Source organism: Leifsonia sp. 1010, assembly GCF_031455295.1.
GTDB lineage: Bacteria > Actinomycetota > Actinomycetes > Actinomycetales > Microbacteriaceae > Leifsonia.
The window spans coordinates 703023-717459 of the sequence record NZ_JAVDSL010000001.1 but is presented as its reverse complement, the minus strand read 5'-3'; the positions used below and the strand labels follow the sequence as shown (position 1 = coordinate 717459).

At 68.4% G+C, this 14437-nt stretch carries 13 protein-coding genes and 1 tRNA gene; 13 read left to right on the top strand and 1 reads right to left on the bottom strand.

What is annotated here, in order from left to right; all coding sequences use genetic code 11:
* The first annotated feature begins 152 nt into the window (after positions 1 to 152).
* Positions 153 to 1445, top strand: a complete 1293-nt coding sequence (locus J2Y42_RS03390) for an LCP family protein (protein WP_309855052.1) — start codon at positions 153 to 155, stop codon at positions 1443 to 1445.
* A gap of 66 nt (positions 1446 to 1511) precedes the next feature.
* A tRNA-Ser gene (locus tag J2Y42_RS03385) sits at positions 1512 to 1596 on the top strand.
* 13 nt (positions 1597 to 1609) lie between these two features.
* Here J2Y42_RS03385 and J2Y42_RS03380 read toward each other — a convergent pair.
* A complete protein-coding gene (locus tag J2Y42_RS03380) occupies positions 1610 to 2428 on the bottom strand; it encodes a DeoR/GlpR family DNA-binding transcription regulator (RefSeq protein ID WP_309855050.1) in 819 nt (272 codons plus the stop codon).
* A gap of 127 nt (positions 2429 to 2555) precedes the next feature.
* Here J2Y42_RS03380 and melA point away from each other — a divergent pair, with 127 nt between their 5' ends.
* The 11 genes from melA (at position 2556) to J2Y42_RS03325 (ending at position 14437) form a co-directional block, all read left to right on the top strand.
* A complete protein-coding gene (melA, locus tag J2Y42_RS03375; RefSeq protein WP_309855049.1) occupies positions 2556 to 3869 on the top strand; it encodes an alpha-galactosidase in 1314 nt (437 codons plus the stop codon).
* Positions 3870 to 4010: 141 nt separating this feature from the next.
* Complete coding sequence (locus J2Y42_RS03370; protein WP_309855047.1) at positions 4011 to 5306, top strand: ABC transporter substrate-binding protein; 1296 nt, start codon at positions 4011 to 4013, stop codon at positions 5304 to 5306.
* An 8-nt stretch (positions 5307 to 5314) separates the two neighbouring features.
* Positions 5315 to 6244: a sugar ABC transporter permease gene (locus J2Y42_RS03365; protein ID WP_309855045.1), complete on the top strand. Its 930-nt coding sequence runs from the start codon at positions 5315 to 5317 to the stop codon at positions 6242 to 6244.
* Positions 6244 to 7131 carry a carbohydrate ABC transporter permease gene (locus tag J2Y42_RS03360; RefSeq protein ID WP_309855043.1) on the top strand — a complete coding sequence of 296 codons (888 nt, stop codon included), beginning with the start codon at positions 6244 to 6246 and terminating at the stop codon, positions 7129 to 7131. The genes J2Y42_RS03365 and J2Y42_RS03360 overlap by 1 nt, the downstream gene beginning before the upstream one ends.
* On the top strand, positions 7128 to 8006 hold the full coding sequence (locus tag J2Y42_RS03355; RefSeq protein ID WP_309855041.1) for a class II fructose-bisphosphate aldolase: 879 nt from the start codon (positions 7128 to 7130) through the stop codon (positions 8004 to 8006). Before J2Y42_RS03360 ends, J2Y42_RS03355 begins: the two co-directional genes overlap by 4 nt.
* On the top strand, positions 8003 to 9334 hold the full coding sequence (locus J2Y42_RS03350) for a D-tagatose-bisphosphate aldolase, class II, non-catalytic subunit (RefSeq protein WP_309855039.1): 1332 nt from the start codon (positions 8003 to 8005) through the stop codon (positions 9332 to 9334). The genes J2Y42_RS03355 and J2Y42_RS03350 overlap by 4 nt, the downstream gene beginning before the upstream one ends.
* Entirely contained in the window at positions 9327 to 10496 is a 1170-nt protein-coding gene (locus J2Y42_RS03345) for an SIS domain-containing protein (protein WP_309855037.1), read from the top strand. The genes J2Y42_RS03350 and J2Y42_RS03345 overlap by 8 nt, the downstream gene beginning before the upstream one ends.
* A 2-nt stretch (positions 10497 to 10498) precedes the next feature.
* Positions 10499 to 11458, top strand: coding sequence for a BadF/BadG/BcrA/BcrD ATPase family protein (locus J2Y42_RS03340; protein ID WP_309858004.1), 960 nt, complete (start codon positions 10499 to 10501; stop codon positions 11456 to 11458).
* 34 nt (positions 11459 to 11492) lie between these two features.
* Positions 11493 to 12665, top strand: coding sequence for a Gfo/Idh/MocA family oxidoreductase (locus J2Y42_RS03335; protein ID WP_309855035.1), 1173 nt, complete (start codon positions 11493 to 11495; stop codon positions 12663 to 12665).
* A 57-nt stretch (positions 12666 to 12722) separates the two neighbouring features.
* Positions 12723 to 13739 carry a hypothetical protein gene (locus J2Y42_RS03330; RefSeq protein ID WP_309855033.1) on the top strand — a complete coding sequence of 339 codons (1017 nt, stop codon included), beginning with the start codon at positions 12723 to 12725 and terminating at the stop codon, positions 13737 to 13739.
* A complete protein-coding gene (locus tag J2Y42_RS03325; protein ID WP_309855031.1) occupies positions 13739 to 14437 on the top strand; it encodes an ABC transporter ATP-binding protein in 699 nt (232 codons plus the stop codon). Before J2Y42_RS03330 ends, J2Y42_RS03325 begins: the two co-directional genes overlap by 1 nt.

The window sequence follows — 14437 nt, the reverse complement described above, 5'->3', positions numbered from 1 at the left end:
CTGGCGTCCCTCGATCCGGGGCGGCCAGCGGGCGGAACGACGCGCGCTCATCCAGAGCATTGCCAGCCTCCCGTGCCACCCTTTAAGACGGCGTGTGCTCCTTTCCGGGCGCCCGCCTGTGAACGTGCGCACACCCGGCCGGAAGGAAGTGAATGAGCGAGATGCACACCCGCGCGCAAGCGCGAGCGCAGGAGAAGGCGGCAGGACCAGCGGTCCGCCACGGTCGACTGAAGCAGCACCATCCGCTCAAGGCACTCCTCAAGATCTTCGTCGCGGTCGTCGCCGTCTTCGGCGTCACCGGCGTCTCCCTGGCGGCCTACGCGGCGGTGGATGTGGTGTCCAGCGTCAAGAAGTCGGTCAAGCTGGTCGACGCGAAGGGCAAGGAGACGACGCCCGGCGTCGGCGCCATGAACGGTGCGTTCAACGTCCTCCTCGCCGGTAGCGACAGCGGCGGCGGCAACAGCGCCTACGGTGATCGTGAGGAGAACCTCAACGACGTCACCATGCTGCTGCATGTCTCCGCCGACCACCAGAACGCGACCGTCGTCAGCTTCCCGCGCGACATGTTCGTCTCCATCCCGTCCTGCCCCGACCCGAAGGGCGGCAGCTTCGACTCGATGAGCCGCCAGAAGATCAACAACTCCCTGAGCTACGGCGGCCTGGCCTGCACGGTGCTCACTGTCGAGAAGCTGACCGGCCTCGACATCCCGTACGCCGGCGTGATCGAGTTCGACGGCGTGATCGAGATGTCCAACGCGGTCGGTGGCGTGCCTGTCTGCGTCGCCGGTGACATCGAAGACCCGTACACCGGACTGGATGTGAAGGCCGGCCAGAACGTGCTCGAGGGCTCGCAGGCCCTCGCCTTCCTCCGCACCCGTCACGGCGTCGGCGACGGCTCGGACCTGGGCCGCATCAGCAACCAGCAGGTGTTCCTGTCGTCGCTCGTCCGCACCATCAAGAGCGCCGACGTGCTGAGCAACCCCGTCAAGCTGTACGGCTTGGCGAAGGCCGCGACGAGCAGCATCACGCTCTCCGACAGCCTCAACAACCCGACGACGATCGTCTCCATGGCCATGGCGTTGAAGAACATCGACATCAGCAAGGTCGTGTTCGTGCAGTACCCGAACCACTATGTGGACGGCGGTGTCGCTCCGACGACGGATGCGGCGGACCAGCTGATGAGCGCCCTCCAGAACGACCAGCCGGTCACCCTCACGGGCGACACCGGCGTGGGCTCGGAGGCCGACCCGAACGCTCCGGCGACGCAGACCCCGGCGACCCAGGCTCCGGCGACGCAGGCGCCCGCCACCCAGGCTCCGGCGACGCAGGCTCCGACGACCGGCACCCCCGACGCGGGCACGGGCGGCGGCGCGGTCGAGCTCCCGTCGGACGTGCACGGGCAGACGGCGGCGCAGTACACCTGCTCGAAGCCGTTCACCGAGTGACCACCCGAGTGATCACCGCCGCCCGGGTTCGCTAGAATCGGGCGACGCCGGGTTCTCCCGGCGCCGGGAGGGCTGTCCGAGCGGCCGATGGAGCCAGTCTTGAAAACTGGTGGGCAGAAATGTCTCGTGGGTTCGAATCCCACGCCCTCCGCAGCGATCGTCGGTCACTCCTGGTCGGCGATGACGATCTGGACACCAGCGGCGCGCAGGCGCTCGAGTTCGGTGGGGTCCGCGCTGGAGTCGGTGATGAGAAGTTCCACCTGGTCCATGTCGGCGACCTGCGCCATCGCGACATTGCCGATCTTGGAGCCGTCGGCCACGACGACGGTGCGCTGGGCCTTGACGACCATCGCGCGGTTGGTGCGTGCTTCCGTCTCGTCGTGGGTGGTGACGCCGGCCGCGGCGCTGACGCCGTCTGCACCCAGAATGGCCGTTCCGACGTTCACGGCGTTGAACGTGCTCTCGGCGAGAGCGCCGACGAGCTCCAATGACTGGGGGCGGAGAAAGCCCCCGGTCATCGCGAGGCGCACGTCGGCGTTGCTGGAGAGCAGGTTCGCGATCGTCAACGAATTGGTGACGATCGTGATGTCACGGTGGTTCGCCAGGGCGCGCGCCACACTTGCGGTCGTCGTCCCTCCGCTGAGCGCCACGACGTAGCGCCCGGTCGGGAGCCGCCGCACCATCGCACGGGCGATCGCGCGCTTCGCCTCCTGGAAGCGCGTGTCGCGCAGAGCCACCGGGATCTCGTGGCCGCCGCGCTCCAGAGCCGTAGCACCGCCGTGGGTGCGGACGATGAGGTTCTGGTCCGCAAGGTCGGAGAGGTCCCGGCGCGCTGTCGCCGCCGAGATCCCCAGGCCGTCGGAGAGGTCGGTCAGGCTGATCGTGCCGCGCTCCGTGATCATGTCGAGGATGGCGACGAGTCGCTCGGCACGTCGGCCGGTGCTGACGCGTGCAATCAGGGATTCGGTGGTCGGGGAGAGCATCGGGAGCCTTTCCGGGCTTGACGTCGAACGGACTCCGACAGCGCAAGCGATCAATCAATGTGAGCACTTTAGCCCCAAATCGCTCATTCTGTTGCGCGAAGTTGACACGGTATCGCAGGATCGCGTCATGCCACAGATCGTTTTCCTCGGCGCGGGCAGCGTCGTGTTCACTCGCCAGCTTCTCGCCGACCTGTACCGGTTCGACGACCTCCCGAGCCTGAAGATCGTGCTGCACGACATCGACGCCGAGCGGCTCGAGGTCGCGCGCGGTACGGCGGAGCAGGTGGCTTCCCGCTTCGGCCGTGCGACCGAGATCGTCGCAACGCTCGACCGCCGCGCGGCCCTCGTCGGAGCCGACTTCGTCATCAACATGATCCAGGTGGGCGGCATCGACGCCACCCGCATCGACCTCGAGGTGCCGGCAGCGGCCGGCCTGCTCCAGACGATCGGTGACACCACCGGCGTCGGCGGTGTGTTCCGCGGACTGCGCACGTTCCCGGTGCTCTCCGGCATCGCGGCTGACATGACCGAGCTGTGCCCGGACGCGTGGTTCCTCAACTACACGAACCCCATGGCGATGAATGTCTGGTGGATGTCGGTCGTCGCCCCGCAGATCAAGACCGTCGGCCTCTGCCACAGCGTGTACTGGACCGTGCACGACCTCTGCCGGCTGATCGGGGTCCCGATGGAGGGCACGCACTACCGCGCCGCGGGGGTGAATCACCAGGCCTGGCTGGTCGAGTGGTCGCGCGACGGCGAGGACCTCTACCCCCGGCTGCGTGAGGCGATCGAGCGCGACCCCGAGCTGCTGCGCCGCGTCCGTGTCGAGATGTTCCGTCGCATCGGCTTCTACCCGACCGAGACCAGCGAGCACTCCTCCGAGTATCTCGACTGGTTCCTGCGGTCGCCCGAGCAGATCGAGCGGTTCCGCCTGAACCCGCTGGAGTACATCGGCATCTCCGAGGAGAACGTGGCCGAGTTCGTGCACGCGAAGGCAGCGCTCGCCGCCGGGGACGAACTGGAGCTGGAGGAAGGGGCCGCGGAGTACGCGCCGCAGGTCATCCACTCGATCCTCACGGGGACCGAGCGCATCATCCACGCGAACGTCGTCAACCGCGGACTCATCGACAACCTGCCCCAGGGTGCGGTGGTCGAGGTTCCGAGCCGGGTCGATGCCGACGGCGTCCACCCGCTGCCCTTCGGGTCGATCCCGGTGCAGGGCGCAGCACTGAACCGCACCTACCTCTCCGTCGCCGAGCTGACCATCGAGGCGGCGCGAACCGGCGACCCGGAACTCGTCCGCCGGGCCGTGCTGACCGACCCCAACGCCTCCTCGACGCTGACGCCCGAACAGATCTGGGCCCTGTGCGACGAGCTCACGGCGCGGCACGCACCCCTGCTGCCGGTCGCGCTGGGCGGCACGCTCGCCGAGTCCCGCTGACCGACCGGCGGAAACGATCAGCCGAGCGGACCACACCGACCAGCACCACCTGTCCAGTCGATCGTGCCGGGTTCACCCGGCACCGTCATCCTGCAGAACCCGAGAGAGGAACAGACGATGAAGTCCCCGTCACGAAAGCGCATGCTCCGAACGACCGGCGTGGTCGCCGCCGCGGCCGTCCTTGCCGCCCTGGCCGGATGCAGCGGCTCACAGGGCGCCACGACGCTCGATCCCAAGGCGAAGACGACCATCCAGGTGTGGTCGGGCCAGGCCGACGCCGCGGAGAAGATCATGGAGTCGCTGGCCGCAGAGTTCGAGAAGCTCCACCCGAACGTGTCGATCGACCTCTCGCCGGGCGCCTCGTCCACCGACCAGCTGCTCCAGAAGCTCTCAGCCGGCTTCGCGGGCAACCAGTATCCCGACATGTCCTACGCCTTCGGCTCGTGGGCCGGGCAGCTCGAGTCCACGGGCCGGACCCTCGACATCACCGACGAGGTCAAGAAACCCGAGGTGAAGTGGGACGAGTTCACCACGGCCGCCCGCGGGACCGCCCAGCCGAGCGGCAAGAAGACCATCGGCTTCCCCGCAGTCGTCGACAACATCGGCCTCCTCTACAACAAGACCCTCTTCGACAAGGCCGGTCTCGCGTACCCGACGGACGACTGGACCTGGGACGACTTCCGCGAAGCCGCGAAGAAGCTGACCGACAGCGCCAACCACGTTTACGGCTACGGATACTCGGTCTCCGGCAGCGAAGAGACGACCTGGCAGTTCTGGCCGCACCTGTGGCAGTCCGGCGGCAGCATCGTGAACAAGGATGCGACGAAGGCCGAGTTCGCGTCGCAGGCCGGTGTCGACTCGCTCACCTTCCTCCAGAAGATGGCGATCGACGACAAGAGCGTGTACCTCGACCAGACCGACACGAAGTTCGGTCAGCTTTTCACCAGCAACCGGATCGGGATGATCACCTCCGGCCCCTGGCAGCTGTCCGACCTGAAGACCGGGGGAACGAACTACGGCGCCGTGCAGCTCCCCGGCACGAACGGCGACCATCAGACGGTGTCCGGACCGGACATCTGGGCGCTGTTCGATCACAAGGACAAGAACCGCGCATACTGGGCCACCCAGTTCGCACAGTGGCTGACATCGGCCGAGCAGGACGAGCGTTTCAACGTCGCCCTGGGCAACCTTCCCCTGCGGTCCTCCGAGGCGGGATCCGACGCCGTGAAGGAGGAGGCGAAGGCCTTCCCCGGCTATGAGGTGTTCGTGGCGAACTCCGACAACGTGAAGAACACCCGGCCGACCACCACCGGCTACGCGGGCCTCTCCGTCGCGATCGGCAAGTCCATCTCCCAGGTGCTGCAGGGCGAAGGACAGCCCGGGGATGCGCTCAAGCAGGCCGCCCGCGCTGCCGACGTCGCGCTGAACAAGAAGTAGGAGCGGCCATGGCAGACAGCATCGCGCCGGCAGCGGCGCCGACCAGGTCCCGACGGCCGTCGGGCCCCGGGTGGAAGGCATCGCTGACAGGATGGGGGTTCGTCGCCCCGGCGACCGTCATCATCCTGGGTCTCTCCATCTTCCCGGCCCTGTGGGCGTTCGTGCTCTCACTCCAGAGCTGGGACGGCTTCAGCGAGCCGACCTGGGTGGGCGCCGACAACTACACCGCTCTGATGTCGGACGCCGATTTCGGCAATTCCGTCCTCAACACGGTGGGGTTCACCCTGCTGTTCGTGCCGGCGTCTGTGCTGCTCGGGCTGTTCCTCGCGGTGGCGCTGAACCGGCGGATCCGGTGGATGGGGTTCTACCGCACCGCGATCTTCGTCCCGTTCGTCGCGTCGGCGGCGTCCACCGGCATCCTGTCGACCTACCTGTTCAGCCCGCAGTTCGGCCTGGTCAACAACGTCCTGCGCGTGCTGCACCTGCCGCAGCAGGGGTGGCTGGACGACCCGCATCAGGCCATGCTCGTGATCGCGATCATGTCGCTGTGGGGGTCGGCCGCGTTCACGACGGTCATCTACCTGGCAGCGCTTCAGGATGTCCCTGCCGACCTCATCGAGGCGGCCCGCATCGACGGCGCCAACCGCTGGCAGACCTTCTGGCGCATCGTCTGGCCGCAGCTCGCTCCTGTCACCGTATTCGTCGGCATCTGGCAGACCATCCAGGCCATTCAGCTGTTCGACCTCGTGTACACGACGACCCGTGGCGGCCCGCTGGACGCCACACGGACGATCGTCTACTTCCTCTACGACAAGGCGTTCCACGCCCTGCAATTCGGCTACGGGTCGGCCGCCGCCTACGTGCTCTTCGCGGTCACCCTGCTCATCACGATCGGCGTCGTCGTCTTGCAGCGGCGACGGGGCTCGGAGGCGTTCTGATGGTGACGGTACTCGATGAGGTCTCCCAGGCCTCGACACAGATCGCGGGGGAGACCGCTCAGCGTCCCGCGAAGCGGTCACGGATGAGCGGGTGGCACTTCGTGCTGCTCCCCATCGCGATCCTCTTCCTGGTGCCCTTCCTGCAGATGGCGCTGGCGTCCTTCTCGCCGGCGAAGGAGCTGGTCGCCTTCCCGCCTCCGTTCATCCCGTCCCACTTCACGCTGGACGGGTACGCCAAGCTCTTCGGCCAGACCGACATCCTCTTGTGGCTCGGCAACACCGTCGTCGTCTCCGCGACGGCGATCGTCTCCAACCTCATCCTGTGCTCGCTCGCCGGTTACGGATTCGCGAGGCTGCGGTTCAGGGGCCGCAACTTCGGGTTCCTGATGATCCTCGCGACCATCATGATCCCGACACAGCTGCTGATGATCCCGACCTACATCCTGTTCGCGAAGCTCGGTCTGCTGAACGGGCTGGGCGCGGCCATCGTCCCCTGGTTGGCGACGGCTTTCGGGATCTTCCTGATGCGGCAGTTCTTCCTCACCCTGCCGGCCGAGCTGGAGGAGGCCGGTGCGATCGACGGCTGCAACCGCTGGCAGATCTTCTTCCGGATCGTGCTCCCGCTGGCGCGACCCGCGCTCGCGACCCTCGCGATCTTCACCCTCCTCGGCGCATGGAACGACCTCGTCTGGCCGCTCATCGCGATCAACAACACCTCGTCCTTCACCCTGCAGCTCGGCATCGCGAACTTCCAGGGCGCACACCAGACCGACTGGAGCCTCATCATGGCGGGCAATGTGATCGCCACCCTGCCGCTCATCCTGTTCTTCCTGTTCGCTCAGCGGCAGTTCATCGCGACCATGACATTCTCGGGACTGAAGGGATGAGCCGGACGACGACTCGTGAGCTCGTCGACGATGCGGTCTCCCGCGACGGCGCCGTGCTCGCGTTCAATGTGATCACGCTCGAGCACGCAGAAGGCATCGTCACGGGCGCGGAGACGGCCGGCACCCCGGTTCTGCTGCAGCTCAGCGAGAACGCGATCCGGTATCACGGCGGTCGGTTCGCGCCGCTGCTGGCGGCATGCGATCGCCTGGCGGACGAGAGCGCGGTGCCCGTCGGCCTCCACCTCGACCACATCCAGGACGCGCAGCTCAGCGAAGAGCTCATCTCGTTCGCGGGAGCCCTCGGCGCGACCTCCATCATGGTGGACGAGGCTCACCACGACTACGCACAGAACGTCGCCCGCACGGCAGCATCGGCCCGGCGCGCGCACGAGCGCGGGCTGTGGGTGGAGGCGGAGCTCGGAGCGATCGGCGGCAAGGACGGCGCGCACGCGCCCGGGGTGAGGACCGACCCCGCCGAAGCCGCCTCGTTCGTCGAGGCGACCGGCGTGGACGGGCTGGCCGTGGCGGTGGGCTCGTCGCACGCGATGACGACCGCCGACGCGCGGCTCGACCTCCCGCTGATCTCCGAGCTGGCCCGCGCGGTCACCGTGCCCCTTGTGCTGCACGGGTCCTCCGGTGTCCCCGTTGAAACGCTCGCCGCGGCCATCTCCTCCGGCATCCGCAAGGTCAACGTCGGCACCGCGCTCAACGTGGCCTTCACCGGCGGGGTCCGCTCGTTCCTCGACTCGGACTCCGCAGCGAACGACCCGAGGCGCTACCTGGCTCGAGGCCGCGACAACATCGCCGAGACGGTGGCCGCGCTCTGCGGGCAGCTGGTCGCGCCGGTTCCGACCACGTACGAGGGAGCACGATGAACGACCACCTGTGGGACACGATCCGGAGGCACAAGGCGGGAGAACCGGTGGGGATCTATTCGGTCTGCTCCGCCCATCCCGTCGTGCTGGAGGCTGCCATCGCCCAGGCCTCGGCCGACGCCGGATACGTGCTCATCGAGGCGACCTCCAACCAGGTCGACCAGTTCGGCGGCTATACCGGTATGCGACCCGCGGACTTCCGCGCGCTCGTCTACGCGATCGCCGACGAGCAGGGCTTCCCGCACGAGCGCATCGTGCTCGGCGGCGACCATCTGGGACCGAACCGGTGGCAGCACCTTCCCGCCGAGCAGGCCATGGCCAACGCCGACGCCCTCGTCGCCTCCTACGTCGAGGCCGGGTACACCAAGATCCACCTCGACTGCAGCATGTCCTGCGCCGGCGACCCTGTGCCGCTCGGCGACGAGCTCGTCGCGTCCCGCAGTGCGCGTCTCCTCCGGGTCGCGGAGGAGACTGCCCGCAGCACGGGGCAGTGGGGCCGCCAGCTGTACGTGATCGGTTCCGAGGTGCCTGTCCCGGGAGGTGCGCACGAGACCCTCGACGAGCTCACGCCCACCGCCCCGGAGGCGGCGCGGGAGACGCTCCGTCGCCACCGTGAGGCGTTCGAGGCTGCGGGTGTGCTCGACGTCTGGCCGCGGATCGTCGCGCTGGTCGTGCAGCCGGGCGTCGAGTTCGACCACCTCCAGGTCATCGACTATCAGCGGTCCCGCGCGGAGGCGTTGAGCGAGGTCCTCGACGGCGAGCCGGGCATGGTCTTCGAGGCGCACTCGACCGACTATCAGCTGGAGTCTCGGCTCAGCGAGCTGGTGCAGGACCACTGGGCGATCCTCAAGGTCGGGCCCGGCCTCACGTTCGCCATGAGGGAGGCGTTGTTCGCCCTCGCCGCCATCGAGGACGAGCTGGTCCCTGACGCCGAGCGCTCGAAACTGGTCGAGGTGATCGAGGGGCGGATGCTCGCCGAGCCCGGATACTGGCAGAGCTACTACGAGGGCGACGCCGACGAGCAGCGGATCGCCCGCCGCTACAGCTACAGCGACCGGCTGAGGTACTACTGGTCCGATCCCGCGATCGAGGAAGCCGAGAGCACGCTGTACGCCAATCTCTCGCGGCGGCCCGTTCCGCTCCCGTTGATCGGACAGTTCCTGCCGGACCAATACGCCCGGGTTCGTGCGGGCGAACTCGAGCCGACACCGCGTGCACTGGTGCTCGACAAGATCCGCGACGCCCTTCGGCCGTACGCCGCCGCCACCCTCCGACCGATCCACGCTTTCTCAACAACCGCTACAAACCAGGGAGACCTCCTTGCCTGAATCACGCTCCGTCACCACCGAACGCGCCGAGAGCGAAGGCTCACGGTTCACCGTCAGAGAGATCTGCCACCAGCCGGAGGTATGGCACCAGGTCGCGACGGGCATCGCGGTCGATCGGTCTCGCATCGACGAGTTCCTCGCACCACTGTTGGCGCGACCCGATCTGCGCATCGTCCTCACCGGCGCCGGCACCTCCGCGTTCGTCGGGGGCGTCGCCGCTCCCGAACTGTCCCGCCTCCTCTCACGGCGCATCGAGGCGATCGCAACGACGGACCTCGTGTCCAACCCGCGTGAGTTCCTGGCTGAGGACGTGCCGACACTCCTCGTGTCGTTCGCCCGCTCGGGCAACAGCCCGGAGAGCGTCGCCGCAACCCGCTTGGCCGACGAATGCCTCAGCGACGTCAGCCACCTGATCGTGACGTGCGACCCCGCGGGTCAGCTCAATCAGGAGCACCGCGACCTCGAGCATTCGTGCGTCCTGCTCATGCCGGCCGGCGCCAACGACCAGGGCTTCGCCATGACGTCGAGCTTCACCTCGATGCTGCTGTCCGTGCTCCTGGTGTTCGGCGGCGACGCGCAGACGGTGGAGCCCTTGATCCGTGCGGCCGAGGGGCTCGTCGGCCCGGGCTGGGATGCGATCGCCGACCTCGCCGCCCCCGACTGCGACCGCGTCGTGTACCTGGGCAGCGGACCGCTGACGGCGCTCGCCCGCGAGTCCGCGCTCAAGCTCCTCGAACTCACCGCCGGGCGGGTGGTGAGCCACTACGACTCGTCGCTGGGTTTCCGGCACGGACCGAAATCCGTGCTCAACGACCGGACCCTCGTGGTCGTCTTCCTCTCTTCGGACGAGTACACGCGACGGTACGACCTGGACATCGTCGCCGAGCTCCGCGACACCATCGACCCGGCACGGGTCGTCGCGGTGGCCCCGGACGGCGTCGTCGCGCAGGGAGGCCGGCCGGTCACGTTCGACGGGCTCGACGGAGTGAACGACGCGTACCTCGCGAGCGTGTACGTCGTCGTAGCACAGATCCTGGCCCTGTCGTTCGCGCTCCACGTCGGCACGACTCCGGACAACCCGTTCCCGGACGGGAACGTCAACCGCGTCGTGAAGGGCGTGCGGCTCTACCCGCTCGGCGGCGACGGAAGCGGGCGCGGGTGAGCATGTACCTCGGCATCGACGGAGGCGGCACGAAGACCGCCTTCGTTCTGCTCGAGTCCGACGGCACAGTGCTCGCCCGCTCCCGGCAGCCGAGCAGCGACTACTACCGGCTAGGGGTGGAGACGGTGACGCGGACGCTCGCGAACGGCGTCCACGACGTGTGCCGGCAGGCCGGGATCGACCCCGGTCAGCTCGATTTCACCGTCGTCGGCATGCCGGGATACGGCGAGGTCGGCGCGGACGTCCCGGTGCTCGACGCCGTCCCGAAGTCGGTGCTCGGCAGCGACCGCTATCTGTGCGTCAACGACATGGTGTGCGGGTGGGCCGGGTCGCTGTGCGCCGCCGACGGTATCAACGTCGTCGGCGGCACCGGGTCGATGACGTACGGCGAGCGTGAGGGAGCAGGCGTGCGCGTCGGCGGCTGGGGCGAGGTGTTCGGCGACGAAGGCTCGGGCTACTGGATCGCCACCCGCGGCCTCAACGCATTCACGCGGATGAGTGACGGCCGGCTCCCTCGCGGTCCCCTGCACGAGCTGCTGCGGGAACGGCTCGGGGTCCGAAACGACCTCGACGCGATCGGCCTGGTGCTCACCGACTGGCAGAAGGAGCGGACACGGATCGCCGCGCTGTCGACGACGGTCGCCGATGCCGCCGCCGCCGGCGACACGGTCGCCGCACACATCCTCGCCGACGCCGGGGCGGAGTTCGCCGAGATGGTCGACGCCACCCGCGTCGCGCTCGGGTACCCGGACGGCGAGACGATCCCCGTCTCCTACTCCGGGGGCGTTTTCCGCTCTGAACCGGTTCTCGCGGCTTTCGGGCGGTCGCTCGACGAGCTGTACGACGGCTACGACCTCCGTGTCCCGGCCTTCGAGCCGGACATCGGCGCCGCGCTCTACGCCGCGAAGGTCTCCGGAAGCCCTCTGAGCGACGATGCGTTGCGCCGGATTCCGCGGCGATGACCTCCTCCCACAAACCTCCTGAAGGGATGACCACATGACCGACCTGAGAATCGGCGTGATCGGCTATGGCAACCGCGGCGAAATCGCCCGTGAAGCACACCGCCCGGGCCGTGGCGCGGCCGTCGTCGGCATCTGCGATCGCGACGACGGCGCTCGTGCTCGCGCTCGTGAGGACTTCGCCGATGCGCTGGTCACCGGGAGCTTCGATGAGCTCCTGAGCCTCGGTCTGGACGCCGTCATGGTGCTCACGCCGGACGACCGGCATGCTGACGTCGCGATCCCGGCGCTCGAAGCAGGAGTGGCGGTGTTCTGCGAAAAGCCGCTGGCGACATCCATCGAAGACTGCGACCGCATCCTCGAGGCCGCCCGCAGGACCGGTTCGCGCCTGTACGTCGGGCACAACATGCGTCACATGCCCGTGATCACGCTGATGCGCCGGCTGATCCTCGAGGGCCGCATCGGCGAAGTGAAAGCCGTCTGGTGCCGGCACTTCGTCGGAAACGGGGGCGACTACTACTTCAAGGACTGGCATGCGGACCGGTCGAAGTCCCTGGGACTCCTGCTGCAGAAGGGCGCTCACGACATCGACGTGATCCACTGGCTCGCAGGGGGGTACTCCAGCAGGGTGCAGGCGATGGGCGCACTCGCCGTGTACGGCGCCCTGACCGACCGCCGGGACCGGTCGGGGGAGCGGATGCAGGACTGGTTCAGCCTCGAGAACTGGCCGCCCTCCTCGGCGGAAGGCCTCAACCCGGTGATCGACGTCGAAGACATCTCCCAGGTGAACCTCGCGCTCGACAACGGTGCTCTCGCCTCCTACCAGCAATGCCACTTCACGCCCGACTACTGGCGCAACTACACCGTCATCGGAAGCGAGGGACGCATCGAGAACTTCGGCGACACGGCCGGCTCGGAAGTGCGACTGTGGAATCGTCGGCACGAGGGCGCAGCCCCAGCCGACGAGACCTTCATCGTCGACGGTGGGATCGAAGGTCACGGAGGCGCGGACGCGCTCATGATCTCGGAGTTCCTCGATTTCGTGCGCGACGGCGAGGACACCCTTACGTCACCCGTGGCCGCGAGGAACGCGGTCGCCGCCGGTGTGACGGCCACGGCATCCTTGCGTGGCGATGGCCGTACGCTCCCGGTGCCCGCGCTGAACGACGACCTCATGAGCTATTTCGCTTCGGGTCAGCGCCCTCGCTGAACGGAGTCAGCCCAGAGGATGACGAGATCGCTTCGCCGCCTCGGCCAGACTGAATGAATGAGTGTGTCGTCCCCTGGCGTGATGCGCCGCTGGGTGTTCCCCGTCCTTCGCCTCGTCGTCTTCGCGGCAATTGCCGCTGCGCTGGTGAAGCTCGCGTTCTTCAGCGGTGCGACCGCCGGCGCGGACGGGATCAGTCCGACGGGAGTCGTTTCCGAGCCGACGACGACGGTCGCGAGCGGGTCGATCCGCAACGACCTCACTCTTGACGCGACCGTGTTCGCGGATGCGGCGGCCCCGGTGCGGGCCACCGCGGCGGGCGAGGTGACGAAGGTCGCCGTGGCGCAGGGCGCTGCGGTCGACGCCGGAACCCCCGTGGCGGTCGTCAAGCAGCAGCTCGCCACGCCCGCGGCGGACGGCAGTCCGCGGTACGGCACGGTGACGATCACCGCGGGAGCGACCGGGACGGTGTCCGCGGTCGACGTGCTCGTCGGTCAGCAGGTCGCCGTAGGCGATGTGCTCGCCCAGGTGGCTCCGCCGACGTTCAACGTGACCGGGTCGATCGCCGCCGTTCAGCAGTACCGTCTGTTGAGCAAGCCGACGGAGGCGAAGGTGACCATCGCGGGCGGGCCGGCGCCATTCACGTGCACCGGCCTCAGCGTCACCGCACCGCTGGCAGGCGCGAGCGCCGGGTCCGACGGATCGGCGCAGGCCCCGGCAGCATCCACGGGCTCGCCCTCCGGGTCGGGATCAACCGGCGGCCCGAGCGTGCGTTGCGCGGTGCCCGCCGATGTGACGGTCTTCGCCGGCCTGGCGGCCAAGCTGACCATCAGCGCCGGCTCGGCCGACGACGCACTCCTTGTTCCCGCGACGGCCGTCGAGGGAGCCGGTGCGGCCGGGACGGTGTACCGGCCGGCCGCCGATGGAGGCGCTCCGACGGCCGTGAAGGTGCAGTTGGGGATCTTCGACGGTCAGCAGGTGCAGATCGTCTCCGGGCTGAAGAAGGGCGACGAGATCCTGCAGTTCGTCCCGTCCAAGGTCGACGAGCAGGCGGCGGCGAACGGTATCAGCGGCTGATGGCGATCCTGGTGCTCGACGGGGTCACCCGCGTGGTGGAGATCCCGGATGCCGAGCCTCTGCACATCCTGCGCGGGGTCGACCTCGTCGTCGACGCCGGCGAACACGTGTCGATCGTCGGCCGGAGCGGGTCCGGCAAGTCGACGCTGCTCAACATCCTCGGGCTGCTCGACGAGCCGACGGGCGGCAGCATCCGGTTCGATGACGTCCAGGTGCAGCGGATGTCGGCCGCGGAGCGGGACAAGCGCAGGGGCCGGGAGGTGGGGTTCATCTTCCAGCAGTTCAATCTGCTCCCCGGCCGCACGGCGGCCGAGAACGTCGCGACCCCTCTGCTGTATGCCGAACCGCACCGGTTCTGGCGTCGCCGGCGTCTGGCGCTCGAAATGCTCGACAGGGTCGGGTTGGCCGACCGGGCCGACTGGCTGCCGAGCAGACTCTCGGGCGGCGAGCAGCAGCGCGTCGCGATCGCTCGGGCACTCGTCCGCGAGCCGCGTGTGATCCTCGCCGATGAGCCGACGGGAGCTCTGGATGTGGAGACGGGTCAGGCGGTCATGGGGCTGCTCGACGGCGTGGCCCGCGACAGCAGGGCCGCCCTCGTGACCATCACGCACGATCCGCACATCGCAGCCCTGGCCGACCGCCGCCACCGGCTCGACGGCGGCGTCCTGCATCCCGACGAGGTCGAGGCCGTCCGGTGA

Bases quoted from the DNA above. Each gene is read 5' to 3' on its own strand.
- J2Y42_RS03390 (WP_309855052.1), top strand. From the start codon at position 153: ATGAGCGAGATGCACACCCGCGCGCAAGCGCGAGCGCAGGAGAAGGCG.
- J2Y42_RS03380 (WP_309855050.1), bottom strand. From the start codon at position 2,428: ATGCTCTCCCCGACCACCGAATCCCTGATTGCACGCGTCAGCACCGGC.
- melA (WP_309855049.1), top strand. From the start codon at position 2,556: ATGCCACAGATCGTTTTCCTCGGCGCGGGCAGCGTCGTGTTCACTCGC.
- J2Y42_RS03370 (WP_309855047.1), top strand. From the start codon at position 4,011: ATGCTCCGAACGACCGGCGTGGTCGCCGCCGCGGCCGTCCTTGCCGCC.
- J2Y42_RS03365 (WP_309855045.1), top strand. From the start codon at position 5,315: ATGGCAGACAGCATCGCGCCGGCAGCGGCGCCGACCAGGTCCCGACGG.
- J2Y42_RS03360 (WP_309855043.1), top strand. From the start codon at position 6,244: ATGGTGACGGTACTCGATGAGGTCTCCCAGGCCTCGACACAGATCGCG.
- J2Y42_RS03355 (WP_309855041.1), top strand. From the start codon at position 7,128: ATGAGCCGGACGACGACTCGTGAGCTCGTCGACGATGCGGTCTCCCGC.
- J2Y42_RS03350 (WP_309855039.1), top strand. From the start codon at position 8,003: ATGAACGACCACCTGTGGGACACGATCCGGAGGCACAAGGCGGGAGAA.
- J2Y42_RS03340 (WP_309858004.1), top strand. From the start codon at position 10,499: ATGTACCTCGGCATCGACGGAGGCGGCACGAAGACCGCCTTCGTTCTG.
- J2Y42_RS03335 (WP_309855035.1), top strand. From the start codon at position 11,493: ATGACCGACCTGAGAATCGGCGTGATCGGCTATGGCAACCGCGGCGAA.
- J2Y42_RS03330 (WP_309855033.1), top strand. From the start codon at position 12,723: ATGAGTGTGTCGTCCCCTGGCGTGATGCGCCGCTGGGTGTTCCCCGTC.
- J2Y42_RS03325 (WP_309855031.1), top strand. From the start codon at position 13,739: ATGGCGATCCTGGTGCTCGACGGGGTCACCCGCGTGGTGGAGATCCCG.